Source organism: Fontibacillus phaseoli (assembly GCF_003337355.1).
Taxonomy (GTDB): domain Bacteria; phylum Bacillota; class Bacilli; order Paenibacillales; family Paenibacillaceae; genus Fontibacillus; species Fontibacillus phaseoli.
Genome location: NZ_QPJW01000003.1, coordinates 144,274 through 169,874 on the forward strand (window position 1 = coordinate 144,274; position 25,601 = coordinate 169,874).

General features: G+C 52.3%; 24 protein-coding genes. 2 read left to right on the forward strand and 22 right to left on the reverse strand.

Annotated elements, in window-relative coordinates:
• Nucleotides 1-5: 5 nt before the first annotated feature.
• The 8 genes from DFP94_RS10805 to DFP94_RS10840 all read right to left on the reverse strand — a co-directional run bounded on the left by DFP94_RS10805 (nucleotide 6) and on the right by DFP94_RS10840 (nucleotide 10,104).
• Nucleotides 6-935, reverse strand: coding sequence for a DUF58 domain-containing protein (locus tag DFP94_RS10805; protein ID WP_114496496.1), 930 nt, complete (start codon nucleotides 933-935; stop codon nucleotides 6-8).
• Nucleotides 932-1,921 carry an AAA family ATPase gene (locus DFP94_RS10810; protein WP_114496497.1) on the reverse strand — a complete coding sequence of 330 codons (990 nt, stop codon included), beginning with the start codon at nucleotides 1,919-1,921 and terminating at the stop codon, nucleotides 932-934. Before DFP94_RS10810 ends, DFP94_RS10805 begins: the two co-directional genes overlap by 4 nt.
• Nucleotides 1,922-1,947: 26 nt before the next feature.
• Complete coding sequence (locus tag DFP94_RS10815; RefSeq protein WP_114496498.1) at nucleotides 1,948-3,642, reverse strand: phage tail tape measure protein; 1,695 nt, start codon at nucleotides 3,640-3,642, stop codon at nucleotides 1,948-1,950.
• Nucleotides 3,643-3,678: 36 nt separating this feature from the next.
• A complete protein-coding gene (locus DFP94_RS10820) occupies nucleotides 3,679-4,608 on the reverse strand; it encodes an ABC transporter permease (protein ID WP_114496499.1) in 930 nt (309 codons plus the stop codon).
• Complete coding sequence (locus tag DFP94_RS10825) at nucleotides 4,592-5,533, reverse strand: ABC transporter ATP-binding protein (protein ID WP_114496500.1); 942 nt, start codon at nucleotides 5,531-5,533, stop codon at nucleotides 4,592-4,594. The genes DFP94_RS10820 and DFP94_RS10825 overlap by 17 nt, the downstream gene beginning before the upstream one ends.
• Nucleotides 5,530-7,908, reverse strand: a complete 2,379-nt coding sequence (locus DFP94_RS10830) for a DUF7408 domain-containing protein (RefSeq protein ID WP_114496501.1) — start codon at nucleotides 7,906-7,908, stop codon at nucleotides 5,530-5,532. Before DFP94_RS10830 ends, DFP94_RS10825 begins: the two co-directional genes overlap by 4 nt.
• Nucleotides 7,909-8,056: 148 nt before the next feature.
• Nucleotides 8,057-8,956 (reverse strand): formyltetrahydrofolate deformylase, encoded by a 900-nt coding sequence (gene purU / locus DFP94_RS10835; protein WP_114496502.1) that lies wholly within the window; start codon nucleotides 8,954-8,956, stop codon nucleotides 8,057-8,059.
• Between the two features lie 35 nt (nucleotides 8,957-8,991).
• Complete coding sequence (locus DFP94_RS10840) at nucleotides 8,992-10,104, reverse strand: deoxyribonuclease IV (RefSeq protein ID WP_114496503.1); 1,113 nt, start codon at nucleotides 10,102-10,104, stop codon at nucleotides 8,992-8,994.
• A gap of 221 nt (nucleotides 10,105-10,325) precedes the next feature.
• Here DFP94_RS10840 and DFP94_RS10845 point away from each other — a divergent pair, with 221 nt between their 5' ends.
• A complete protein-coding gene (locus DFP94_RS10845) occupies nucleotides 10,326-10,796 on the forward strand; it encodes a DUF2621 domain-containing protein (RefSeq protein WP_114496504.1) in 471 nt (156 codons plus the stop codon).
• 111 nt (nucleotides 10,797-10,907) lie between these two features.
• Nucleotides 10,908-11,834 carry a TIGR01777 family oxidoreductase gene (locus DFP94_RS10850; protein WP_114496505.1) on the forward strand — a complete coding sequence of 309 codons (927 nt, stop codon included), beginning with the start codon at nucleotides 10,908-10,910 and terminating at the stop codon, nucleotides 11,832-11,834.
• Nucleotides 11,835-11,906: 72 nt separating this feature from the next.
• Here DFP94_RS10850 and DFP94_RS10855 read toward each other — a convergent pair whose 3' ends face one another.
• From DFP94_RS10855 to DFP94_RS10920, 14 genes are all read right to left on the reverse strand, one after another.
• Complete coding sequence (locus tag DFP94_RS10855) at nucleotides 11,907-12,941, reverse strand: FecCD family ABC transporter permease (protein WP_114496506.1); 1,035 nt, start codon at nucleotides 12,939-12,941, stop codon at nucleotides 11,907-11,909.
• The gene (locus DFP94_RS10860) at nucleotides 12,938-13,975 is read right to left on the reverse strand and encodes a FecCD family ABC transporter permease (protein ID WP_114496507.1); all 1,038 of its coding nucleotides are present in this window, start codon (nucleotides 13,973-13,975) and stop codon (nucleotides 12,938-12,940) included. Before DFP94_RS10860 ends, DFP94_RS10855 begins: the two co-directional genes overlap by 4 nt.
• A gap of 145 nt (nucleotides 13,976-14,120) precedes the next feature.
• Nucleotides 14,121-15,683 carry a DUF6382 and FHA domain-containing protein gene (locus DFP94_RS10865; RefSeq protein ID WP_114496508.1) on the reverse strand — a complete coding sequence of 521 codons (1,563 nt, stop codon included), beginning with the start codon at nucleotides 15,681-15,683 and terminating at the stop codon, nucleotides 14,121-14,123.
• 20 nt (nucleotides 15,684-15,703) lie between these two features.
• Nucleotides 15,704-16,183, reverse strand: coding sequence for an A24 family peptidase (locus tag DFP94_RS10870; protein WP_245954707.1), 480 nt, complete (start codon nucleotides 16,181-16,183; stop codon nucleotides 15,704-15,706).
• Between the two features lie 83 nt (nucleotides 16,184-16,266).
• Nucleotides 16,267-17,304: a TadE/TadG family type IV pilus assembly protein gene (locus DFP94_RS10875; RefSeq protein ID WP_245954709.1), complete on the reverse strand. Its 1,038-nt coding sequence runs from the start codon at nucleotides 17,302-17,304 to the stop codon at nucleotides 16,267-16,269.
• Nucleotides 17,273-19,498: a TadE/TadG family type IV pilus assembly protein gene (locus DFP94_RS10880; protein ID WP_114496509.1), complete on the reverse strand. Its 2,226-nt coding sequence runs from the start codon at nucleotides 19,496-19,498 to the stop codon at nucleotides 17,273-17,275. Before DFP94_RS10880 ends, DFP94_RS10875 begins: the two co-directional genes overlap by 32 nt.
• A gap of 39 nt (nucleotides 19,499-19,537) precedes the next feature.
• Nucleotides 19,538-20,194, reverse strand: a complete 657-nt coding sequence (locus DFP94_RS10885; protein WP_245954711.1) for a TadE/TadG family type IV pilus assembly protein — start codon at nucleotides 20,192-20,194, stop codon at nucleotides 19,538-19,540.
• Nucleotides 20,191-20,385 carry a Flp1 family type IVb pilin gene (locus tag DFP94_RS10890; protein ID WP_114496510.1) on the reverse strand — a complete coding sequence of 65 codons (195 nt, stop codon included), beginning with the start codon at nucleotides 20,383-20,385 and terminating at the stop codon, nucleotides 20,191-20,193. The genes DFP94_RS10885 and DFP94_RS10890 overlap by 4 nt, the downstream gene beginning before the upstream one ends.
• Nucleotides 20,386-20,427: 42 nt before the next feature.
• The gene (locus DFP94_RS10895; protein WP_245954713.1) at nucleotides 20,428-21,303 is read right to left on the reverse strand and encodes a type II secretion system F family protein; all 876 of its coding nucleotides are present in this window, start codon (nucleotides 21,301-21,303) and stop codon (nucleotides 20,428-20,430) included.
• A gap of 44 nt (nucleotides 21,304-21,347) precedes the next feature.
• Nucleotides 21,348-22,148, reverse strand: a complete 801-nt coding sequence (locus DFP94_RS10900; protein WP_245954767.1) for a type II secretion system F family protein — start codon at nucleotides 22,146-22,148, stop codon at nucleotides 21,348-21,350.
• Between the two features lie 2 nt (nucleotides 22,149-22,150).
• Nucleotides 22,151-23,398: a TadA family conjugal transfer-associated ATPase gene (locus DFP94_RS10905; protein WP_114496512.1), complete on the reverse strand. Its 1,248-nt coding sequence runs from the start codon at nucleotides 23,396-23,398 to the stop codon at nucleotides 22,151-22,153.
• The gene (locus DFP94_RS10910; protein WP_114496513.1) at nucleotides 23,395-24,552 is read right to left on the reverse strand and encodes a P-loop NTPase family protein; all 1,158 of its coding nucleotides are present in this window, start codon (nucleotides 24,550-24,552) and stop codon (nucleotides 23,395-23,397) included. The genes DFP94_RS10905 and DFP94_RS10910 overlap by 4 nt, the downstream gene beginning before the upstream one ends.
• 159 nt (nucleotides 24,553-24,711) lie before the next feature.
• Nucleotides 24,712-25,131, reverse strand: a complete 420-nt coding sequence (locus tag DFP94_RS10915; RefSeq protein WP_114496514.1) for a thiol-disulfide oxidoreductase DCC family protein — start codon at nucleotides 25,129-25,131, stop codon at nucleotides 24,712-24,714.
• 82 nt (nucleotides 25,132-25,213) lie between these two features.
• Nucleotides 25,214-25,489, reverse strand: a complete 276-nt coding sequence (locus DFP94_RS10920; RefSeq protein ID WP_114496515.1) for a hypothetical protein — start codon at nucleotides 25,487-25,489, stop codon at nucleotides 25,214-25,216.
• Between the last annotated feature and the right edge of the window lie 112 nt (nucleotides 25,490-25,601).

The following is a 25,601-nucleotide window of genomic DNA, read 5'->3' on the forward strand; positions in this document are numbered from 1 at the left end:
CGTTACTAAAAAGCGATGGCCCCCGCCCCCCGAAGTGCCTCAAAAATCCCCTTCTCCAGCTGCCAATGGGTCGGCGTCTGTACATAACGAATACCCCGCTCACTGCAGTATCCGGAAATATCGCCCGTATATCTGTTCAGCTCCTTCTGGTAGGCATCAAGCACTTTACCGGTGATCGCTATCTCTTTACCGGTCCCCAGCTCACTGTCCACTAAGCGCAAGTCTCCGCTAACCTCCGGCTGAAGCTCATCCTCTGAAACGACATGTACAAGTACAACTTCCTGGCCCGCTGCCAAAAAGTAGGAAAGTGTAGCCTTTACATCCTCAGTTCCGCCCTCAAACCACAAATCGGAGAAAATCCAGGTCATTCCGGGTCTGGACGGTAATGAAGACGGAGTATGCAATGCCTGGGACATATCCCCGGTACCCGACGCCGCCGCTTCTTGCAAAAAAGCAAATAGTCTGGAAGCCGAGGCTTTCCCGCGAATATTGGGGAGCCTGTTTTCAATTTTGGCCGCAAATATAGAGGCTTGAACCCGGTCTTCAGAGGCCAACGCCATATAACCGACGGCAGCTGCGAGCATTTTGGCATATTGCAGCTTGTTCTCCTGCCCCGGGACTCCCCCTTGATCTAATATCTGCCGACCCCCAAAATCCATGGATGCAGAAATGTCCAGGTAAAGACTGACGTACATTTCCTGCTCGTCCCAGTACTGCCTTACAAAAGGCCTGCCGGTACGCCGGTAGACGCTCCAGTCAAACCGACGTATGTCATCTCCCGGTGTATATTCGCGGTAGTCGGCGAATTCCAGTGAGGCCCCGAATTGCCCCGACCGCCGTTTACCCTGCACGGTTCCCCGCACTCTTTTGCCGGAATTCACCGATAACCTCTCCAGTTTGGGAAGCAGGCCGGGCGGAAGAAGCGGGCTCATCATCTTGACCCCTCCAATGCGGAGAGTACTTCTTCAATAATCAGGTCCGGGGAAATCCCCATCGCCTGGCCTTCAAAATTGAGAAACAACCTGTGCCGCAGCGCCGGCACGGCTACCGTGGCGATGTCTCCGGTAGAAACGTGCAACCGCCCCTTGGAGATCGCCCTCACTTTGGCTGCGGACACGATCGACTGGATCCCGCGCGGTCCAGAGCCAAAGCGGACATAGTTCCGCACGGCTTCCGGCGCCTCCTTCTCTTCCGGGTGAGTCATCATCAACAGGCGCACCCCATAATCCAGCACTTCGTCAGCCAGCAGCACTTCCTTCGAGGCCTTGCGGATTTCCAGCAATTCGGACGACGTAGTCTTCTTTTCCGGCACCGGCTGATTCCCCGAGGTAGTCCGGCGGACGATTTCCTTGAGTTCCTCGGGAGACGGGTAACCAACATGTATTTTGAGCATGAACCGGTCCAACTGCGCTTCCGGCAGCGGGTAGGTTCCCTCCTGCTCCAGCGGATTTTGCGTCGCTAACACAAAAAAGGGCTGTGGCAGCTTCCGGGTTTCCCCGCCGACGGTCACCGTCTGCTCCTGCATCGCTTCCAAAAGCGCGCTCTGGGTTTTCGGAGATGCCCGGTTAATCTCATCGGCCAGCACGATGCTGCTGAATACCGGACCTGCCTGAAAGACCATATCTGCCGCGCCCTGCGGACCGAAGGTGATGACATTCGTACCGGTGATATCGCTTGGCATTAAGTCCGGCGTAAACTGGATCCGCGAAAAAGACAGGTCCAGCGTATCGGCAATCGTCTTCACCAGCACGGTTTTTCCTAGTCCCGGAATCCCTTCAAGCAAGACATGTCCGCCCGCAAAAATGCACCAAAGCATCTGTTCCACGACCTCCTGCTGTCCAACAATGACGCGTGAAATCTGCTCGCGTACCTGTTCGATCGCACTGCTCCACGATTTTACCTGGGCTGACGGTTCCAACATCACAAATCTCCTCCTCTTGTTTACGCTTACGGACTGGGATCTATCTCCGTAAAATAGTTCTCCACCAGGCTCTGCATGCTTTGCGGAAGATCTTTCCGCTCCAGGGAACGTTTCGCCTCTGCCGCATAGTCGCTGTATACCTCTTCATAAGGACGGCTTACCCCGTCAAATACGGGAGATTCCCCTCCTTTTTGCACGCTGCCTCCCGTGCTTGGCCCTCCGTCGACCTGCACATTGCCATTACCCTCCAGATCGCGCGGGGTAGTTACCAGGGTCCGTCCGCCGCTACCCAACCCAGCACCGGTTCCCTGTCCAGCACTTTGACCTTGGCCTTGACCCTGGCCTGATCCACTCCCGCTACCATTTCCATTACCGTTCCCGTTCCCGTTTCCGTTGCCATTACCAGTTCCCGAGCCCGGGTTTGAACCGGTCCTCTCCGGTCCGCGCGAACCCTGACCAGTTCCGGGTTCACTGCCGGCCTCGCCCCCGCTGGCATAATTATCTCCGGCGGCAAGCTGCTCGGCGCTGCCTCCCATGCTCCACGTGTCCGACACGGCAAGCCCCGAAGCTGCCATATCTTCCGCCAGTCCCATTCCTTGCTTTGCCAAAGCGGAGGCTAGGGCGGCGGCAGCTTCAGACTGTCCGGACTCCGCATCGGACGTCCGAAGTTGCTGCTTCAATGCTTCAGCCAGTTGCTCCAGCGCCTGATCGCTCTTTACCTGGTCTCCGCTGTCAATTGCTGAAGCCGCCTGCTTCAACGCTTCCGCCAGCCGCTTGGCATCAGCATCCCCGTCCGGAGCGGATTCCGCAATTTTCTTGAGTGCATCACTCAAGCTTTGCCGTTCTTCTTGGGACATGCCAGGCAGTTTCTGCTGAAGCTCATTCATCTTTTTATCCAAATCACCGGCGTTTTCCTGCTCCAATGCGGCGGCGAGCCCTTCGGTTACCTGATGATTTTTCCAATTCGCAAGCCAATCATTTCTCTGCTGTTGCTTCAAGTCCAGCTTATCCTGCATCTCCTTCAGCCGCTGCATCGCTTCTTCCACGTTATCCAGCGCTTCGGCAGGCTCCCGGCTCCGATCCAATGCCTGCTGCAAATCCGTCAGCTCCTTGGAAAGAGCATCCTTGGCCAAAGGCTCCAGCTCTTTGGTCTCGAGTTCCTGGATCCGCTTGCCTGTCTCCTCTTGTTGGGCATGAATCCATTCCCTTTCCTTGCGGTGTTGGTCGAGCACCTGATCCATCGGATTCGGAAGCGCAACGAGCAGGATTACCGCCAGCGCACCCACTAAAGAAGGAATCCACCATTTGCGGCTACGTGGCAGCGGCAAACGTTGTTTAAGCTCCGATACGTAGGCCGTTCCGTGCTCCTCCGCCTGTTGGCGCTGCAATTGGGCCGGAAGCGAATCCTCTTCGGCGAAGGCAAGCGCCGTCGCCATAAAATCCTGTCTTTCATTTCCCGTTTCCGGGGTGTCCATTTCACGGGCGGCTTCGGCTAGCGGGATTTTGCGCAGGCGCCCCCGCAGCCAGCCTGCCGCAGTCAACAAGGCCAGACTCCCCGCGGCAAAATATAACGCACCTTCCATGGGCCAAAACCTGCTTGCCGCTAACAAAAGAGAGGCGGCAACGAGCCCGGCCCAAAAACCATGTCTGATTCCGTCCAACTCCCGGAACCATTGCAGCCGCCGGCGCACCGTGTTTAATTGACGGTTCAACTGCTCCACCTTTGCCCCCTCCTCTCAATAATTGGTGACCCTCGGTTATCCTTCTTCCCGGTTTACCGGCTGCGCTTGAAGATTCTTACGCAGCTTTCGCCCTCGCACCGGCCGGATGCGGCGGATGGCGATCCACAGGAATAAGAGAATCAAGAGACTGTAGACAAGGATGAATTCCTGCCACAATTCGATGGGTGCCGAAGACTGCAGGTTGCTCCGTTGCACCAGAAATGCCGTCTCCGAAAACGACGGTTCGAAAATGCTGATCAGCGCCCCGACCGGATTAAGTCCGAGCAGATAGCCGACCCACGAATAGGCCCGCATCGGTGTGCCGGAACTGTAATGGCTGGCTTGGTCTATACTCATGGCAAACAGATAAGCCAGCCCGGTAACCAGAAAGATCACAAGGCCCACGCCGTAGGTCATGATCACCGACAGTATCGTTCTCTTTAACACCGTGGAGAAAAAGACGCCGATCGACCCGAGCAGCAGCATCACGAACAGATAGAACAGAAACACGGATATCAGTTGGCTCGGTGACACTCCGCCATATAAAAATACGATGCTATATACCGGCAAGGTTGAGAGAATGATCAGCGTCATGAAGCTCAACGAAGATACCAGCTTGCTTAAAACAATCGTGGCCGAGCTCTGCTGCGTCGTCAGCAGCATGTTCAAAGTTTGCTTTTCCCGTTCTCCGCTGATCACCCCGGCCGTCAGCGCCGGAGTCATGAATGCAATCAATACAAGCTGCGCGATGCTCAACGCGTAAAACATCATCCGGCTCACCCCGGGATCAACTCTGCCGCCTTGAATCCCCCCGCTGGAGGTCATAACGAAAATAATGCCCATAGCGAGGAGCCCCATCACCAGCACATAAGCAAATACGGAAAAAGCAGATTTGGGAGTTCGCATCCGCAGGGTAATTTCCTTGCCGAGCACGGGATTAATGAGCACTTTACGCCAGTTGTTCATGGTCTGCTCCCCCTTTCGTGATTTCAAGGAACACGTCCTCCAGATTGCTTTGCGCCTCATGAAAAGATACAACCTGATAGCCGGCCGAAATCATGCCGCCAAGCAATTGCGACTGCTCTGCATCTCCGCCTCCGAAATGAACGTGCACGCCAGTCTCGTCATGGAACACCTGACTGACATGCGCCTCGTCCCTAAGCCGTTCCGCAAGCTCCTCCGACCGGTCCAATACGCGGATATGCAGCACTCTTTTCACCCTCAACCGGTTTTGGATCTCGCTCACTTTGCCCTGGGCGACCATGACCCCATGCTCGATCACGCCGATCTCATCGACCATTTCCGCCAACTCCGGTAAAATATGTGATGAAATGATAATCGTTTTGCCCATCAGCTTCAATTCCTTCAGAATTTCCCGCATTTCGATCCGGGCGCGGGGATCAAGTCCCGAAGCTGGCTCATCCAGAATGAGCACTTCGGGATCATGTACAAGACAGCGGGCGAGGCACAGGCGCTGCTTCATGCCGCGCGACAAGCTATCCACATAAGCATCCTTTTTGTCGCTTAAATTGACGAGCTCCAGCAATTGCGGGATTAATTGCTCCCGCTCTGCCCGCGGAATCCCGTAGCTTGCGCCATAGAAATGCAGATATTCCGTCGTCTTGAACTGATCATATACGCCAAAAAAGTCCGGCATGTAGCCGATTCTTTTGCGTACCTCATGCGGTTGTTCCGTCACCTCGAATCCACCTACCCTGGCGCTTCCCGAGGTAGGCGCGAGCAAAGTGGCCAAAATGGACATCGTAGTTGTCTTTCCGGCTCCATTCGGGCCCACGAAGCCAAACACGGTTCCTTTGGAAATCGACAGATTGACATTCTTCAAGGCATCAAACCCGCCATAGGTTTTCGTCAAATTTTGAATTTCAATCATTTTCCGGCCTCTCCTTTCAGGGCGATTTCCGGGAGGTCGAAGGAAGTCCACTCTCCGGCCGTAATTTTGATTTTCAGGTACCCATTTTTTAAATAGGATTTTGCGGTTGTGGTGAATTCAGCCTGGTATTTGTTCAAACCGTCCAGCTTTTCCCATGCTTGACTATCCCAATTCCAAATCATCGCATTCGTCTGATCTCCCGAATATGTCCAACGCAGCTCCAAATTCGAATAATGAATATCCTTGTTTTTCGGCAATTCGTACTCCAATGTAATGTCGCCGGGCGACATATTCACCCTGCCGGGCCCCTCGCTTGCCCATTCTTTGGATGTCGTTTCAGTAACCTTAGCAGCGATTAGTCCAAATGGGATCGACATTTTGCCGTTATGGGTGAAGCTTGGCGTAAAAGACTGCATAATCATATTCAGCTGCTCAGAGGCCGCTACTTTGCCGTTGACTTTATATTCACCCAGTTCTTCCTTGTTCCAGGCGAGAAATACGGGATTGCCGGAGACTAACCCGGTACCTACATATTGATTGATCATTCCACGTTGACGTTCGAGCAAATAATCGTCGTTTCTGCCTGAGGTCGAGGTATGGGGAAACAAAGCTGAACCGTAATCTTGATATACTACGGATGCAATGGAAGGGGGAACCGGAACCGATTTCCCTTTCGGAATCTCTCCCAATTTATACACTTTCCCTCCGGCCAGCAAGGCTCCATCGCTCAAATCACCGTTGGTTCCGTTCGTAACCGTACCCTGCAGATTGCCCTTGTCATCATAGGAAACCTCAATCTTCATCGCTCCGGATTGGAGCGGTTCCGATTTACTCATCCATAGCTTGGCAATCGAACGGTGCGTCATATCTCTCAATTTCACATCCGTCGCCTCCGGATTTACCCGAATCAACTGCCGGTTGGCTCCTCCCGATTGCCCGCCTCCCAATAGCCCGTCCTCTCGTGTAACGGAAACGTAAGTACCGGCCGCGAAGGTCAAATTGTAAGTGCCGCCGCGCGGTACGAACAAGGCGGTGGCTGCAGACCGCGTAGCCTGTCCCTTGCCGTCGAGTTCCACAATGCTGAGCGTATGCGTTCGTACGCTTGATTTACCGGAGGTGCCGGCAACGTAAATACCGACGCTGGCAATGACCGCAATCAGCGGAATAAGCCCCCAGGACCATTCCCGCTTATCGAATCTCTTAAGCACGTAATACAACACAGGAGCTACGATAACGGCATATCCCAGCAACAGCCAAAGCAGCAGGGAGAATGGAGGCAGCGTTAAAGACGGGAACAGATCCAGTAAGTAGCTTACGCCTGACATCATGTTCGTCCCGGAGACCCAGCCTCCCATTGTGCCGGAATTCGCCGACAATTCTTCTTTTAGTACCGTATTCCATACTGCTGCATGTCCGCCCCAGCTATGTAGGGGCTCCATCGCCATATCATAGGCGGCGTATATAACCTTGCCCTTACCTGAAGTCCAGGAAGCAAACAAGGGCAGCGATTCGGACGAGATATCCGCCCGGGCCCCCTCTTTCACTACCGCGGAAGATACGGGAAAGGGTTCGCTTAAAGACAGCGGCTTGCCTCCGATTTGCACCATCTCGGGGAAGGAGCGGACATCCGCGCTTCCTTTGAATTCAACAGGAGACAAGTCCTCCAATCCTTGAGCCGTTTTGGCGTAGCCTTGGCCCCCGCCAAGCACTAGCGTCCCTCCCAGGTTCACCCATGAACGAACGGCTTCCATTTGCTTGGCGTTGAGGGTGTCTGTCGGGTAATTGTTCAACACGAGCACATCCAAGCTGGAAAGCAATACCCCGTCTTCGGGGATTTGCTCGCCCTTCAAAGGGATGATGCCTGCATTATTCCCGGTACCGTTCAAAGCCGCCAAAAAATTCATGCTGTCGGGATCGCCTGCCAACGTGCCGATCAGCGTATTTCGATTGACGGAGCTAAGCAAATAGGGCTTGCCGGTGGCAAAAGGAATATATTTGCCCGACTCAGCCGAGCCTTCGTAAAAACGAATTTCATTGTTCTTATTGTCAAAGCTGCTGCCCAAGATGCCGAACGTGACAGCCTTGGTCGTTCCTGCCGGCAAATCGACCTTTTTTATATGGGATACGCTCGTCCCGTTATAGGGATCTTCGACCTGAACCACAAGCTCCCCGGACACGTCCGTGTTACTGTTCAGCGTAATGGTCAACGGGCTCCATTCATTCATTTTCACATTGCCCTCAAAGCCGACCTCGGTTTGAATGCCGATCGCCGGTCCCGCCGCGAAAGCCGGCTGCGGAACAAAAGCTCCGAGCCCAGTCATGACCGCAAGCACGAACAGGACAATGGCCGAGCATCGTTTTATTGAAAAAAGCACAGGACGTTCCCCTCTCTCCGATATGTATTTGCCTAAATCCATTCATAACATTAACGGTAACCGGGATAGAAAAGTTGCCCGAAAACAAAAACCGCGCGGCATATGAACTACTGTCTGCCGCGCGATTAAAAGGTCTGGATGTGCATTTTCAGTTGAATACGACGGTTTTATTCTGATGCACGAGGATCCGGTCCTCGATGTGCCATTTAACGGCTCTTGCCAGAACCACCCGCTCGATCGTCCTGCCGATCCGCTTCAGCTCGCTGACGTTGTCGCGGTGGCTTACCCGCTGAACGTCCTGCTCAATGATCGGTCCGCCATCGAGTTCCTCCGTAACGTAATGGGCGGTTGCGCCGATGATTTTCACGCCCCGGTCGTAGGCCTGGGCATACGGTTTACCGCCAACAAAAGCTGGCAGGAAGGAATGATGAATGTTGATGATCCGGTTCCGGTAAGGCTGAATCAGCGCCGGGGACACAATCTGCATGTATCTTGCCAGCACGATCAAATCGACCTTCCCATTGACGATGTCAAGCTGCTTCTGCTCGGCTTCCGCCTTCGTCTCCGGCGTAACCGGGATATGATAGTACGGAATGCCGAAGGATTCCACATACTCCTTCATATCGGAATGGTTGCTGACGACCATGGAAATTTCAGCGTCCAGGTCACCGGCCTGCCATTGCCACAAAAGCTCCACCAGACAGTGGTCTTCTTTGGATACGAAGATGGCCAGTTTCTTTTTCTTACTGAGCTGATACAAATTCCACTGCATTTCGAACTTGTCCGCGATCGACTTAAAGTCGTTCTTCAGACCGGCCACCCGGTCTTCGAGCTGCTCCAGATCAAATTCCACGCGCATGAAGAACATGCCGCCCTCCGGATCCATCGTATACTGATCCGATTGGACGATATTCGCGCCGTGCTGGTGCAGAAAATGCGAAACCGCGGCCACGATCCCCGGGCCGTCCGGACAGGAAATCAACATCCGGGCCCGGTTGTTTTCATAAGGTTTGACAGGTCGTGCACCTGTCTTGACATGTGTTTCCATCGTTCTCCTAATCCCCCTGTGTATCTTTGTATAAATTAATGCCCCGTGGACAGCCAGGCCAGCAGGCGCTGATTGACCTGTTCCTCGGAATAATCCGGGAACAAATTGGCTGCGGTTACGAGGTCGTACAATCGTTCCATCGGCTCGCGCGGATCCGCCTTTTTCGCCTTGGCGTCATTCTTGAGCAGGTTCCACGTATCCAGCACAAAAGCCCGCGGATGGATATCTTGTCCGGCAAAAAAGGCCCCGAGTTGCTCCACCTCAGTCAGCACGCTTTCTCCAAACCGCGCGGCAAGTTCGCCCCGGAGCAAGGCGATTTCCATTTCGTACATCGGGCGCTGGGTTTTGGCGTCTTTACCTACCCAAGGCGTCTCCAGAATGAACGGCCGCCCTTGCAGCGCCTCATGGTGAACGACCCTGTTGATCGCTTCAAAGCCAATCCATCCGGTACCGATTGGAGTATGGCGGTCTTTATGGGCTCCGATCGGGTTTTTGCTGTCATTGATATGAACGACCGCAAGCCGGTTTAATCCGATCAGATCGTCAAACTGACGGAGCACGCCGTCGAGATCGTTCACGATATCGTAGCCGGCATCGTGAATATGGCAGGTGTCCATGCAAATCGTCAAGCGCTCATTGTGCTGCACTTTATCGATGATCGCCGCGATCTCCTCGAAGCTGCGCCCGACTTCTGTCCCTTTTCCGGCCATCGTTTCAAGGGCGATGTTAACGTCCGTTTCATTCGTACCGTTCAGCACTTCGTTCAGACCTTCCGCAATCCGCGCAACACCGTATTCCGCATCCTTATCGGTAAAAGCCCCCGGATGCAGCACGATATTGCGTACGCCGATCGCATGGGTTCGCCGGATCTCCTCCTGCAAAAAATCAACCGCAAGCTGGTACGTATTCGATTTGTAGGATCCGAGGTTAATGATGTAAGGGGCATGGACGACGATTTCTTCGATTCCCGCCGTGGCCATCGCCGCTTTCCCCTCTTCGATGTTCATCGATTCAATCGGTTTACGCCGCGTATTCTGCGGTGCACCGGTATATATCATAAACGAGCTGGAGCCGTAAGAAGCGGCTTCCGAAGTTGCGCTTATCAGCCCTTTGTCCGAGAACGAGACATGGGAGCCTATTTTAAGCATTTTCTTTTCCCCCTTTTGGACAGTAAATCGCTAAACAACCCTATTTTATCTTGAATGCCAAAATAAAGCTAGCCGCGCCTTAGAGATTGGAGCATTCATAGCTTTCTCGAAAATAGAATGCAAGATTCAACGGAAGGCTCGAAATCAAACCGGAAATAAGGTATAATTTTTATCAATTAACAATGTCACATATTCCAATAAAGTTTTGAGGTGTGCGCTCCATGCTGAACAATGCTTTGCTGCTCCCGCTGTCTTCCGGAGGGCCCAGTAACTTGTTTTTAAACAGTATCGTTTTCTGGGGATTTCTGCTGCTCGGCATGATGGTCATCGGCGGGTTCTTTATGTTCCGGAAATTTTTAAAAGTGCTGCCCAAGGCGGACGGCAAGTCCAAACTGGACTGGCAAAATCACTGGGTCGAAGCCAGCCGGCATTTATGGAGTGATGATGCCAAAGCTTTTTTGAATATGCTGGTGCAGCCGGTGCCCGGACCGTTTCGCGATATCGCCAAACACTCGATTGCCGCCGAAATCGGCAAAATCGCCCTGGAAGAGAAGGCTTCCGAGGTGACCCGGGATCATTGTATCAAAGGGTATATATCGGCAACCCCTAAAAGGGACAACAAGTTCCTGATCCATTTTCTTGAGAAGAACCAGATCGATTATCAGCCTTACCGGCACTTAATGAATAAATAGCGCGGTAAAAAACGACATCCGGCCTGAAAATCCAAGGTTTCGGATGTTTTTCTTTCTATAGGGAAATAGGGAGATACGGTACCAATTTATTGAACAAGGGAGGCATGCTGCATGAAATATGTCATCTTTGGGGGAACCGGGTTTATCGGGCGGGCCTTGACAAGCTATTGGATGAATGAAGGCCATGAAGTGATGATCGTCTCCAGAAACAAAGACAAATCCACTGCGGGATCAGCCGGAAGTGTTCAGACGGCTCCAGCCTATTGGACTTGGGACGAGCTTGGAGAAGATCCCGCTCCGCTTGCGGGCGGAAATGTATTCGTGAATCTTGCCGGGGCGACTTTGAATCAGCGCTGGACCAGCAGGGCCAAGCAAAGCATTCTGGAATCCCGGCTAAAGGCAACCCGCGAGGTAGCGCGTCTGAGCAAGGCGATCACGCCCGGACCTGAGGTCATCTTGCAAGCATCCGCCGTCGGAATATACGGGACTTCCGTTACGGACGAATTTACTGAAAATTATCGCCTCGACCAGGTGCACAGCGACTTTCTCACCAGAGTAACGGAGCAATGGGAAGCCGCCGCAGATGAAGGGTTCGAGGGTCGTCGACTCGTTAAACTTCGGACCGGAGTCGTTCTCGGAAACGGCGGAGGTGCCTTCCCGCTGATGCGCCTCCCGTTTCTTCTCGGCGTCGGCGGGAAGATCGGCAGTGGGCGACAGTGGGTGCCCTGGATCCATCTTTACGACCTGATCCGGTTAATAGACTTTTGCGTTCAGCATTCCGGCATTTCGGGTCCGGTGAATGCGGTCAGTCCCTATCCTGTTTCCAATCAACAATTCGGCTCCTGTATAGCCCGTGTCTACCGTCGTCCGGACTGGATCCCTTTGCCGGGGCCAATTTTAAAGCTTCTGCTCGGTGAAATGTCTTCACTGCTGCTGGAAGGGCAAAAGGTAGTACCCGAAGCTGCGCTCAGGGCCGGCTTCACTTTCGCTTACCCGGGACTGGAGGAAACTTTAACGGAATTGAAATCAAGGAAGTAATCCCTAAAATCAAACAGCATCGGTCAGAATAGGGCTCCCCCCTCTGATTCGATGCTGTTTGATTTATTGATGTTAGATTTTCGACTTTGTAAGCAAATACAGGAAGTAAGGAGCCCCGATAATCGCTACAACAATGCCGGTAGGGATTTCGGCCGGCTGTAGGACCCATCTGCCCAGCGTATCGCCGACGATCACCAGAAGACCTCCGGCAAGCGCGGAAGCCGGAATCAGGTATTCGTGCTTCGGCCCTACCAAACGTCTCGCCAAATGCGGCGCGATCAGGCCGACAAACGAAATACCTCCCCCGATCGCGACCGATGCCCCGGTCAACCCGACTGCTGCGGCCAGCAATCCAAGCCGGGAACGCTCGATTTGCGTGCCGAGTCCCGTTGCCGTCTGGTCACCCAGACTAAGCACATTCAGAGCCCGTGACCGTATGAAAACATACGGCAGCAGAATAACGATCCATGGCAACAAGGCCCATACATACTTCCATGAAGCTCCCCAGATGCTTCCTACCAGCCATACCTGGAGCAGTTGGAAGTCTTCCGGACGCAAACGAAGCTGCAAAATGATCATGGCGGCATTGATCCCCGCCGCCAGCGCGATACCAACCAGTACCATGCGGATCGGCTGCAATCCGTAATGTTTCTTGTAAGAAAGCACATAAATCAAAGTCGCGGCAATACTCGAACCCAGGAGTGCGAGGAAAGGCATTAAAAATACGGGTGCCGCGGCGGTCGTCGGATAAAACGAGATAAACAGAGTGACGGCCAGCCCGGCGCCCGCGTTGATGCCCAGCACCCCGGGATCTGCCAGCGGGTTACGGGATATCCCTTGGAAAATACAACCGGACACGGCCATGCCCATCCCGATTAATACGGAAATAATAATCCTTGGCAGCCGGAATTGATATAAGATAAGTTCCTGTTTGTCCGTCCCCATTCCAAAGAAAGTCCGGAACACATCGCCTGGAGATAACCTGATGTAACCCGTATTCATGCTGATAATGAAAACGATGACAATCAAAACGGCAAACAGAAGAATAACGGTATAGGCCTTGGCCGCTTTCTTCCGCAAATGGGCTGAGTAATCAGGTGCGCTCATTCCAATCCCCCTTTCTGCTTTAACGCCAGATAGAGGAAGCAAGGAACCCCGATCACAGCAATCAACGCACCGATCGGAACTTCATGGGGCGGATTGATCATCCGTGCCGAAATGTCGGCAAACACCATAAGCAAACTGCCTAGTACCGCCGATGACGGAATTACCCAGCGGTAATCTACTCCAACCAGGAACCTTGCCACATGAGGTATCATCAGGCCAACAAATCCGATCGCGCCGACAAGCGACACCGCGCTACCGGCAAGGATCAGAACAAAAATCATGCTGACCGCTTTAATCACGCCCGTTCTTTGGCCCAAGCCCTTGGCAACCTCATCGCCAAGACTTAGCAGGGTTATCGATCTGGAAAGAGCCAGAGCGCCCAGCAGGCCGACAGCTATCCAAGGGGAGACAAATTTGAGTTGCGTCCAGGTCGTCCCGGATACGGCACCCGCATACCAGAAGGCAAGATCCTGGCCTACCTTGAAATAGATCGCGATTCCTTCACTGATGGCCACCAGCAGCAAGCTGACCGCTGCTCCGGCCAGAGTCAGCCGGACAGGAGTCATGCCGCCTTTGGATAAAAAACCGATTCCAAAAACGAGACCGGCACCAACCCCGGCGCCAGCAAACGAATAAAACATCATCATCAGAAATGAAGTTCCGGGGAAAAGAGCAAAACAAATAGCCAGAGCAAGACCGGCACCGGAATTCAAGCCCAGAAGACCGGAATCCGCCATGGGATTCCGCGTCATTCCTTGCATGATGGCCCCGGCAACCGCCAGCGCGGCGCCGATTAATGCCGCGGCAATCGCGCGCGGGAGCCGCAAATCCAGGATAATCTGATGCTGCGTCAAGTCGCTGTTAAAATGGAACAACGCATTCCATACCGTTCCCATTTTGATGTTGGCCGCTCCTACGGAGATGGACAGCCCGATCGCGAACACAAGTAAAGCGACACCGCCGAATAAAATCAGGGTTGCCGCGACCGGCCGGGACCGATATTGGGGCTTCGAAGACTGAGTGGAGACTGTCATGAGTTTAAAACCATCCTTTTGACATGTTACGATGATAAATTATGTAAACCGGAGCATGAAAGTAAATCTATCTCCATTGAGAATGATTCTCGCTTATTATACTCTCTTTCGTCAGGATAATCTACGTTGTCATCCAAAATCATAGTTAACTGCTCTTCCGCAATATATAGGTTCCTTCGGCAATCATAAAGTCATCATCGGGATTCAAAGCATATTCTTTGTAAGGTGACATCATTTCCCCGCACAGTCTCGTCCCGTTCCTGGAACCAAGGTCCTTCAAGCTGCACTCTCCGGAACGGACCATCACTTCCACATGGGCTCTGGACACCCCGGCCGTACCATCCACATATTGCGCCATTTCCCCGGAACGTCCAATCACAAAACTGCCCGCCTTAAGCGGTATGAACTCGGGCGGAGTCCGGTCGGAAGTAATCCGCTCGAGTACAAACGTCGCGGCAGCAAGCATGGAGTGACCGGTTCCCGGGGCCGCATGCCTGCCCAGAAGCACCGTTTGCGTTTGTGGGGCAAGCGCGGTGTTTACCGCTTGCTCCGCTTTCAAGGACCGTGATTCCAGCTTGGGGAGAGCAGAAGAACGACGCTCCCTGTTATCCGCGAAGTCTTCGGGAATACTCTTCATCGACTCTTCTTGCCATCCCCAATCATTGGTATGAGACTCCCCCCTCTTTCCCCCAAACGCTTCGAAATAAGACGGTATTTCGGCCTGTTTGGAATCTCCAGGAAAATGCAGCTTCCCCCTTAAAAGTAATAGGGCAATTATAGCCAGGATCACGGTCATAGCAAAACTAATGATAAGAGTAATCATTGCAGGATGATCCAGATAGGCAAACTTCCATATCACGGCGATGACAAGCAGTACCCCAAGCAAAATATAAGTTCTTTTGGAAGATCGTTGTATTGTTTCTTCTTCATTTCCGCCCCCTGCAGTCTCCGGGGCTTTTACAGGCTGATCATAGCCAAAAGCAAAGGAACGCGGGGTATCGGCAATACCCGGCTCCGCCATTTGCATCGGCAAATATTCTTTAACTATGACAGGAGAATGCGAAGGGGATTGGAATTTGGGCATCTTCGTAACCTGAGCCCCGGTACCTGACGTAGCCGAACTGGCAGGCTGATCATCTACCAGCAAGTCCAGCAGCATCCTTTTCATTTCAGCCAGGGAAAACATCTCATCCGAACAAAAACGGAGCAACCGCTGGATACCTCCTCCTTCAATGACTGTGACACTGGTCATCATCCCGGTGATCAAAGAAAGCAGCATTTTCGTCAGCGGCTCCTCCGCAAGAGGATCCAAAACCGGAACATAAACAAAATGCAGGATGCCGAAAGCCAGAACATCTTCCACGAAAATATGGTCCACATTCATTATATATTTATCCGGTGAGAGCAAATACCGCTTGCTGTCATCCAATGCGGTCACTACTTGCAGCAGAAGGCTGTACAACTCCGCCATGCCGATTTTTTCCTGCTTGAGGCATTGAGACAGCATTCGCTTGCCCGTTATTTCGTACTGCAGACTTACCGCGAAATCTACTTCCCTGACGTCAAGCTGCAATAAATTCGGTACGGTTACCGAACTCAACATAGTCCGCTGAACCTGGTTAATGTGACTGGAATCCAAACCCTCTTTGGCGGTCAAAACCATATATGTTCCGCCGTTCCTGACAAAATCGGTGACTAGTTCCAGCATAGTAGCCCACTCCTTAATCGCTAGGCAAAATAGTATACCGCCAGGATCGCACCCGGCAGAACCGCGAGCATAAACGGAATTTGCAACTGTTTTTTTGTACCAGTCACAACAGGTTCCCAGCTTCGCAGAATAATTGCACCCAGCACATGGCCAAGCACTCTCCTCATCCGCGAAAATACTTCGCGGCGTACTATCAATACAACGATACCTATCAGCCCGGCAGCTAAAATGGAATACATCATGACGTATAAAGCCAGCAAGGTCCCTAACCATGCTCCGATTCCGCCGAATAACTTCACGTCTCCCCCGCCTACCGCGCCAAGCCAGTAGAGTATCAGCATCAGTCCGAAACCGGCAACCGCGCCTTTTATCGCAAACAGCCCACCGGCCCATCCACCGGATATAAAATGCCAGGCTATGCCCGTGACCATGCCGCTAACCGTAATCGTATTCGGTATTTTCATTGATTTGATATCCGTTATAAATGCAGCACCTAACATGATGAAGCATCCCAGCAAACTCCCCGTCATCACTACAAAAACACTCTCCGTTTCAATAGAGTATCCGGCAATATGGAGCCGGCCTATTTGGTGGAAGCCCCAGGACTTTCAACGTTGAATTGCGCCGTCGTTTTCAGCCCCTCTTCCGTTTCGATGACAAAAGTCCAAGTTCCGGGCGTCGTATTCCCTCCTACCAGCCATTCCCACGTTACGGTGCCGTCTTCGTTAGCCGAGGCTTCACCCAGGTATTTTGCCTGACTGACCCCGCTTTTGTAATGTACCGTCAATTTCGCGGTCGTTCCCGGTGCAATCTTGGCCGTGATCCTGGCGCGGCGACCGGCGTAGGCAGGTTCAGGCTTTGTAAGGATGATGGCGGGCTGCCCCTTCGTTCCCTCATCGTCTCCACTTTCATCCTCATCCACAAGCTCTTCCGTATCGCCTATCCACAATCTTTCTTCAGCCCTCGTCTGAAGTACAATAGACCGCCCCGTAAAAGGAATTTTAATCGGTAACTCATAGCTGAGTTCGAGACCGAAATAAGGACTTTTTCCGCTTTTCAAGTCAGGAACGGTGACCCTGCTTACATGAATGCGATCCTCATTCAGCCAGGTGCCATTCAGAAACGGTCGGATCATGGGCTTCACCACCGGGTCCAACATGCTTTCCGAAATGCTGTTCTTGATATCTTGCAGAGGTTCTTCGCCTTTCCGAGCCGCTGAAGAAATCCAGTGGGATAACGGGGATGGAAGTTCTGAAGCATACTGATCACTCCACTCCGACAATGAGAGCTCCGGCATGTTCCAGGTCGAGGGCGAAGCGACGCTACCTTCCGGCGAATGCCCGTCACCACCTGTTGCCCCTCCTTCTGTCCGGTTCGAGACCCCCAAGGCGACTGGATACATATGAGCCGATACTTGCCTGACCACATTCGATGCGACAGAATCCATTTGAGTGGAAAACAAGGTCAGTTGGACCATGTATATGAAGAAGAAAATAACCATTACAAACACCGGCATAACCAGGGAAGCCTCCAGCACGATGCTTCCTTCTGATGGACCATTGCCTTTTAACGTATTACCTTTTGGCCCTTCAATAGGAGAAGTCCGCTTGTTTAGCCGCATAATACTTGCTTCCTTCCACTTTGCCTTCTAGAACCCCAGCCGCCCCCATCGCTTTGGCAACCCCGGGGATGAACCAAAGCGGAATCCCCGCGGTAACCGTACCCTTCAGATACGTCGACCGCTCCTCCGTCCGAATTCCCGTATTCATCCGGATCACGGCCAGCATTCGTGAAAGTCTTCGCTCATTTCGTCCATGGAGCAACAGGAAGATTCGCAAATGATCCCGGTATGTAAGCTTCACCTTTAAATAATCGCTGAGTACTAGCGAGCCTTTTTTCGTCAATTCGATCATGTCCTTTACGGCATGCTCGACCCCGTACAATAAGGCAGCCGCCAGAACCAGGAGCGGATTTCCCTTGGCTCCGTTCTTGATGAGCCCCTCCATCGTCCGGATCGCCAGACGCATCGTAAAAATCTCTCCGTACGCCGCTGCAATATTCCCGGCCGGATTATGAAATCCATAAAGAATATACTCCACTTGCTGTTTCTCGGCCGCAAAGGAATCAGCCAAGACATCCAACTTTTCCTGCCCGCTTCCTTCCAAAAGTTCATCCAGGGTGCTGAGATCGAGAAACTGAAAATAATTAACGATATATTCGGTTTGAAAACCGCTGTCCGACATGCCTTTCATGAAGCCGGAAAGGCCTCCGTAAAGGGAATCCATTCCGGCCATGGCTTCACTCCCGGTATCGTAGGGATCCTCGTTGACCGCGCGCTTGTCTTCATCCCCGTCCAAACCGCGCTGATTCATTTCCCGGTTAGCCTTGTAAAATGATTCCAACTGATCAAACTGCTTCTGCTGTTCTTTCAATTTGTCTTTTAATTCCGAAATCCCCTTGATCAGGTTATTAGCCTCCTTCAGCTTGCCTTGGGCTTCACGCTCGGTCTGCTTTCGCTCCTCGTCGGAACCCCGGTGCGCTTCCAGCATTTTTTTGTTTTGCTCCAAAATGTTCCCGGCCCCGGAATCACCATAAGCGCGCATGTACTTATCCGCCTCCCGATTCATGCCGCCCACGGCCGACTCCAGCTCCCCGGTCGAGGTTGAGGCCGAAATGACCGGCCCCTCCAGGGAAAGGAAAGAATTCACGGAAACGTGAAAAGCAGAAAAAAGTGAAGCCTGCGCGTCTATATCCTTTTCGAAATCCGTAAACAACGATTCCGGTAAAAGCAGATTGGCGCTCTGCTGACGAATCTTGGCAATTTCATCTCCGCCCGTCACCGTCCCGTTCCTGCTGGTGCTCTCCATGGCAGATACTTCGTTATAGCCATTCTGAGCCGAACGCTGCTCCGCTTCCTTCATAGTAAGTCTCATTTGCTCATTGAGTTCTCTGGCTTCGTTCAAAAACTCCTTAGCCTGCGGAAGCAATGAATCGTGTTGTTCCTGCGCATTCCGATTAGCATCTCCAAGTTTGCCGAACAAGCGGGAAGCCGCATACTGATAACGGCTGATTTCCAGCGAATACATTCGCTCAAGGGGTTCACGGGCCCGGTCCTCCTCCACTTTCCAGGCATAATCAGCGTACTGTGCCGCGACATCCGCGGCTGTGGAGATCCCGTCTCCAAACGAATCGCCGTCAGAAAGACCGGAACCTCCAGAGCGTGGAATAAGCGGCATGATTTTCCCGGCCGCGTGCGCAACCTGGTTCTGTTTCTGAAGCAGTTCATCCAGCTTCGCCTCCCGCCGGTCGTAAAGCTTTTGCAGCTTGCCCAACAGGTCCACCGTGTTGGACGCCTCCTTCATGACCTGTGACATCGGTTTAAACCGGTTGACCACCTCAATCGTAAAATCAATGGGGGCCTTGTACTTCATCTGCTCCCGGATTTGCTGTTCAAAAACCGAGTAAGTGCCGAGCGGACGCTGAAGCTCTACAGTAGATGAGTCAAGACGTGCTTCGGCAACCGGCAAATCGTCGCTACGATTCATTAGCTCAAGCTGAGCTTGAAGCACCTTGGACATAATATAGTCCGCATCCGTCTCCCCAAAAGCGAACAAGCCGTATTGCTCTACAAGTTCCGGATCGTATGCGGACATAACCGATCGTGATGCGGCATGTGCCAGCATTTCTGTTTTCGCCTGCAAAGCGGCCATGCGGGCAAAATCTATGAATATGGTAACAAAGGCGAACACTGCCGCAAAAATCATGATCAGAAAAACCGAAACGGCTCCTCGTTCTGAACGACTTCGATGAAACATCCTGCTCCACCCTTCCTTTCCGGATATATCATGTACCGGTTACTTCCCGAACAGTTCCAGCGCTTTTCCGGCTTCCTGCTTATCCATAGTTTCTCCTCCGTCGCTTTTGAATTTAGCCCCATAATACCTGGCCAGCTCTACAGTCCGTATCCATTCCACAGGCTCCACCACATAGGATTCCGCTTGCACCTCTTGCGTCAAATCGCCGATCACCCGCTCCAGCGGTACAAGAGGTATCAGACGGCTCAAAGATACCTCAACTTTGCGCAGCAACAGCTTATTTTCATATTTCATCGTCCCGGTCATCCCGGAGGGAAGAGCTTTGCCTGTACGATACAGCTTGTAAAGAGGCAATGGATCCTCCGGTATCCCTTCAATGGGGAGCGGAAGATCGTCGGAAGGCACCTGCCTGGAAATACCGAAGATGGATTTCAGCATGCCGTCATCGGTAAACCGCCAATACAGCGAATCATATTGACTTTCGGCAAAAGCTCCGGTCCGGGATTCCCGCTTACTGTTATCCCACACGTAAGCGCTTCGCTCGGCCGCCACGGCGGCAGCTTGACCAAGCAGCATCCTTTGATAAATAAACAGGCAAAAAAACAACAGGATAAGAATCGTTGTAAAAATAACGGGGAAAACCAACGAAGCTTCCAGCGTGAAGCTTCCTTCACGGTTCCTTAACAGGCGTATCATTGTCCGTCCATGAAGTTTTCCGTCTTGGATTTGGCCTTTCCGAGCAGGCTTGTGACGATTTCCTTCAGTTGCGTCCTGAAGATGACGGCGATAATTACGATTACTGCGACTATCAAGATCATTTCCAGCATCCCCAGTCCATCTTCATTCCGCCAAAATCTTTCCACTTTTCCATGAATTAATGCCACCATTGCTTTCATCCCTCCCAAATTGTTTACCGCTGACAATTAAAGCTACAAATCCATGATCATGAATGCCGGTGCCCCGACTAAAATGACTACCACCAAAAAAAGCAGCACCATAGGAAACACGAGCTTGGAAGAAGCCTGTTCTCCCAACGTTTTGCTTACGGCTTTCCGCCGTTCCCACAAGGAACGCGATAGATCGCGGAGCGCCAATACAAAATCATTCCCCCCGCGGCGAAAATTCAACAGCACGGCGGTCGTAAAAGCAGACACTTCCTGTATGCCGCAACGCTTGCTAAACCCTTCCATCGCCTGCTGGAAAGAGTAGCCGCTCTCCCATTCCCTCTGCATCTGTAAAAGCTCACGGTACAATGGATGTTCCGCCTTCTCTTTAGCGCGTTCCAGACTATGTTTGATCGCCTGCTGCACCGTCGACCCGGCCCCGACAAGAAGGATGATTCGGTTCAGGAACTCCGGCAGTTCCAGCAGCACCTCGCGCTCGCGCCGCACGACCTTGCGGTGCAGATCACTGATCAAAGCTGCCGGCAGCAGTACCGCTAACACCGCCCCCATAACGATCCCGCCGAAATCTCCGTTCGTGAGCAAAGATAACAAACTACCCAGAACCAGCAGGAGCCAGCTGTAGGAAAGCATCTCCGCCAGGAACAGCAAGGTATACTCTCCTCCACGGCGATCTCCGCAGATTTTTTGCACCGAGCGTTGAATTCTAAAGAAAAAGAACGGGAGCCTCTGCGATATTTTCAGTTTTTCGAGCAGATACAGCATGGGGGGAGCCAACCGCTGCAACCGGATGCCAGCCATCGCCATTTCCGAACAACCGCCGTATTTGCCTGAAGCTCTATAAAACAGCCACCCCCAACCGGATAGCAGGAGAAACAGCAAACTGCTCCAGATCGGCAACAACCAAATCTCCTCCTAATAAATGAGAATCATTAAACATGAAAACATCAGATGACAATGTCTACGATTTTCAAAATCAGCCAGGAGCAACCTGCGAACAACAAGAGCGCAAAAGCTGAAATGATCAGACCGACTCCGCTGTGCAGCGGTTCCATATAATCCGGGGAAGAAAGATCCATAAACACCAGAAAAAGCACAGGAGCAGCGAGCATCCCTTTCGCCTCGAAGCGTTTTTGGGCAATCATAACCCCGATCTCCTGGCTGATCTCCAACTTCTCGCTAATGATCGCGGAAGTCCGCCTGACAATCTCCACCAAATCTCCGCCGGAACGTTTACAGGTCGTGAACACATCGGCAAAATTGCTGATATCCTCCATGGCAGCCCGGCGACTGAAATCCTGGAGCGCTTCTTCAATCGGCTGCCCGTATTCCATCCGCGTGCAAATAATGCCAAGTTCAACCATCAAATCATTGTTCCCGTCAGGATACAGCAGCCTTAAATCGGCTATCGCTTCGCGAAAACCGTTTTCCACCGAACGGCCTGCCGCCAGAGAAGAAGAGAGTGAATATAGCGCCTGTTTGAAGTGCAGGCCGAGAGCCTCTCTTCTTCGACGCAGCAAGTACCGGCTCCAGTATCTCGGAACCGCGCATGCACCGCACATCAAGACCAGGGAGAGCAATAACGAATGAAAAAAGATATAGCCTACGACGTACAACCCTATGCCGCCAACCAGCAGGCAAGCCAGTTTTTGGCCGCCGGAAAGGACGTACGCCCGATAATCTCTCAATCCTGCCTGTCCTTCTATTGCCGAATCCTCCAACAGATTCTCGGAGCCTGCCTTTCCAATATTCAAGGACGATCACCTTCCTGATCCCCGGCTTCCGTAGAAATACCCGCCATTCGCAGCTTCTCCGTGTGCAGCAATTGGTTTCCGGTGCTCTCCAATTGGCCGATAATTTTGCCCGATACCTCCTCTTTCTCCTGAAATTGATACAGCCGGTTCAACACCACCTCCCCCTCCTTCATTCCAAAGACCTCAGAAATTTCGGTCACTCTTCGCGAACGGTCGCGGAGTCTCGAAAGATGAATGAATATATCGATAGCAGAAGCTACTTGCTGCCTGACCACCCCGATCGGAAGGTCGGCCCCGCTCAGCACCATCGTCTCCAGCCGGCTAATCATATCGCCCGTACTGTTCGCGTGGCCGGTGGAAAGCGAGCCGTCATGTCCGGTATTCATCGCCTGAAGCATATCCAGGGCTTCGCCGCCCCGAACCTCGCCGACGATTATCCGGTTGGGCCGCATCCGGAGCGAGGAGCGGATCAGATCCCTGACCGTGATTTCTCCTCTGCCCTCCGTATTGGCATTGCGGGTTTCCAGAGAGACCAGATTAGGGACGGTCACGATCTGAAGCTCCGCCGAATCTTCAATGGTGATCACCCGCTCGTCGGTCGGGATATATTGAGATAGTGCGTTAAGAAAAGTCGTTTTACCGGATCCGGTCCCCCCGCTAATAAAAATGTTGTACTTGCTCCTTACCAGCATCTGCAGCCAGCTGGCCGCCGCCTTGCTCAGCGAGCCTTTCTCGACCATGTCGTCCATCGTCATGGGCCGTTCCGGAAATTTCCGGATCGTCATGGTCGGCCCTTTCAGCGCGATCGGCGGAAGTACAATGTTAACCCTCGATCCGTTCTTGAGCCGGGCATCCACGATGGGAGAGGATTCGTTCACGACCCGGTTAACCCCGGATACAATACTTTGAATAATGTCTTCAAGCCGCTCCTTGGACTCGAAAGAGACCGGCAAACGACGCACCGCTCCATCCCGCTCGACAAAAATTTCATCGGGACCGTTGATCATGATCTCGGTTACGGTCACATCGTCAACGAGAGGCTGCAAAACATCCAGGCCGCGAAAAGAGTCATACAAGCGCCGGACCCACCTGCGCTTCTCAGTAGACGTAAGGTGAGCAAGGCACTGTTCTTCAAGCACCCGGCGCTCGATATAATCCATCAATTGATCGTCCTGCATGGATGAAGTCACATCAAGACCGGAGCGAATTTCTCCCCGCAACAAAGCAAATGAATCGTCCTTCATCTTGCTGTACTCCCCTGCTCGTCCGCTCCATTCATGCGGGGTTTTAATTCACGACACAGCTTCATTACATCACGCTGGTAAACCGGGGAGTGCATAAGACCGCTGCTCTGCGGGCTCCCCTGGCTCCAGGCGGGGATAAAAGATAATGTAGCCTCAATGGTCATATCCCTTTTGGGTAGTGAAACCGTAACTTCGCCCGAAACCCGGTTAGCCGCAAAAAGCGTTTTACCGATTACCGTGTTATACATGGAAGGATTGGAACGCTCCAGGTGACCTAGCCAAACTCCGGTCTTTCGCATGACGTCCCAGTCGTCCGTTACCAGCCAAACCAGTTTGTCCGATCTTTCCAGGACCGTTTCCGTCCGGTTGTTTGGAAATGAATCCGTATCGATGATTACCGTGTCATAAAGCCCGCTGCACGCAATGTAATCGATTAGCTCCGCAGTATCTTTCCGCTCCATCTCCAGCAATTCATTTAGATTATCCACAGGTCCGAATGTATCTCCCTGCAGTACCGGATGTCTGTATGCATAGGCGGAAACCGGAAATTTAAGAGGCTCCTTTCGGTCTTCCGCCGATTTCAGATCATACAGCAACCTCGCCAATCCCGTGCGTTGCCCTTCCTTCCTTGCTTCCTGACCCTCAAGCCAAATTCCGCTTTGTACCGTTTCCAGATTCAAATAGAAGACCTTGCCTCCCTCAGCAGCCAATTGCCTGGCCACATTCAGGGCAAGCGTAGTTTTTCCGCAGCCTCCCACCGTAGATGTCACTCCAATAAGCATGGCCCTACCCTCAAGCGGAGTTATTCCCTCCCTGGTGGTCCCCCGGAGTATTTCAAGCAGGTCAGATAGCAAAAGATGCAGCGGTTGATATTTCGATAACTGCCTCCAGGGCCCGGATTGACGGCCTCCTTCGCTTAAACAGATCAAAGAAACTCTTCCTTGGATTTCTGCGTCAACGGACTCAAGAAAAGAAAGTTCGCCCAGCACGGAATCTACCATCTCCGCGCACGCCAGAAATTTCAAAAACGCATCCTTGCGGCTGAAAGCCGTAATAATCAGTCTCCGGTCGAATTCGCTGCAGCGCACGTAATGCAAAAAAGGTTCGATATACTGCTCATCCTGAACAGCCAATACAAGCCTGACGGGTAACACGGTCCACCACCTCTCAGGGAACACAAAAAAGCACCGCCCAATAACCGATATCTCGGTCAAATGGACGGTGCTTCCGTTCCCGTATTCCTGAAATTTACAGTTAGGATAACATAGATAGTCTAATCAGACAAGACCTATTTCTTCCTCTGTCCTGTTTTATTAATCTTCCAAAAACCTCTTCCTAATTTCCGGGGTAGGTACCATGCATGCCTCATCCCTGCCGAACCAGCGGTAACGGCGGGCAGCTATCCAATCATATACCGCATTGCGAATGATCGGAGGAATCCAAATAAGAATATACAGTATCGGCCACGGAAAGCGTAATTTCCTGGCGATGCGAAGCGCTGCCGTCGAGCGGGTATAATATGAACCGTCCTCCACGAGTACAATCGTACTTAGCTGCCCGGCCTCCGGAATCTTTCCGCCAAGCAAGCGTCTCGCTGCAGACGATTGCAGTGAGGCAAAATGAAACACTCCCCGCGGGTCCTGCGCTATCATGAACTTCACCGCTCCCTGGCAAAGATGGCAGACTCCGTCAAATAACACCACTGCCTGTGCCTCGCTTTTTTCGGAACCCATTCCCTTTCCTCCCGCCTTGCATCTATAGAAAAAAGCACGGGGTCTGCAACCCCGCGCCTACTATCCAAACCTCTGGCCGTTATTATGCCAAAGCCTTGTCAATCCATTGTCCGTCTTCAATTTGACGCCCGATATCTCCGGCAAAACTATCCATGCATTTGCATATGAAATCTTTGCGGCAGACCGGACAAGGTGTTTTCTGCAAACGGCTGATATTCGTTAGCCGCCATTCCGGAAAACGATGGTAAAATACACGGCACTCCGTTCCATCGGCCAACTTAACGATAAATTCGTACAATCCCTCTTTGTCGTTGCTTCCTGCCTTGGTCACGTTCTCAACATTCGGTCTGTAAGACATGGTTATCACCCGTATTATCAAATTATAATCCTGTTTTAGTACTTAGACATATTAAATAATTTTGGGCGGCGTGTCAACTTGGAAGGGGATGACAACAGCTTCCGTTGCATGA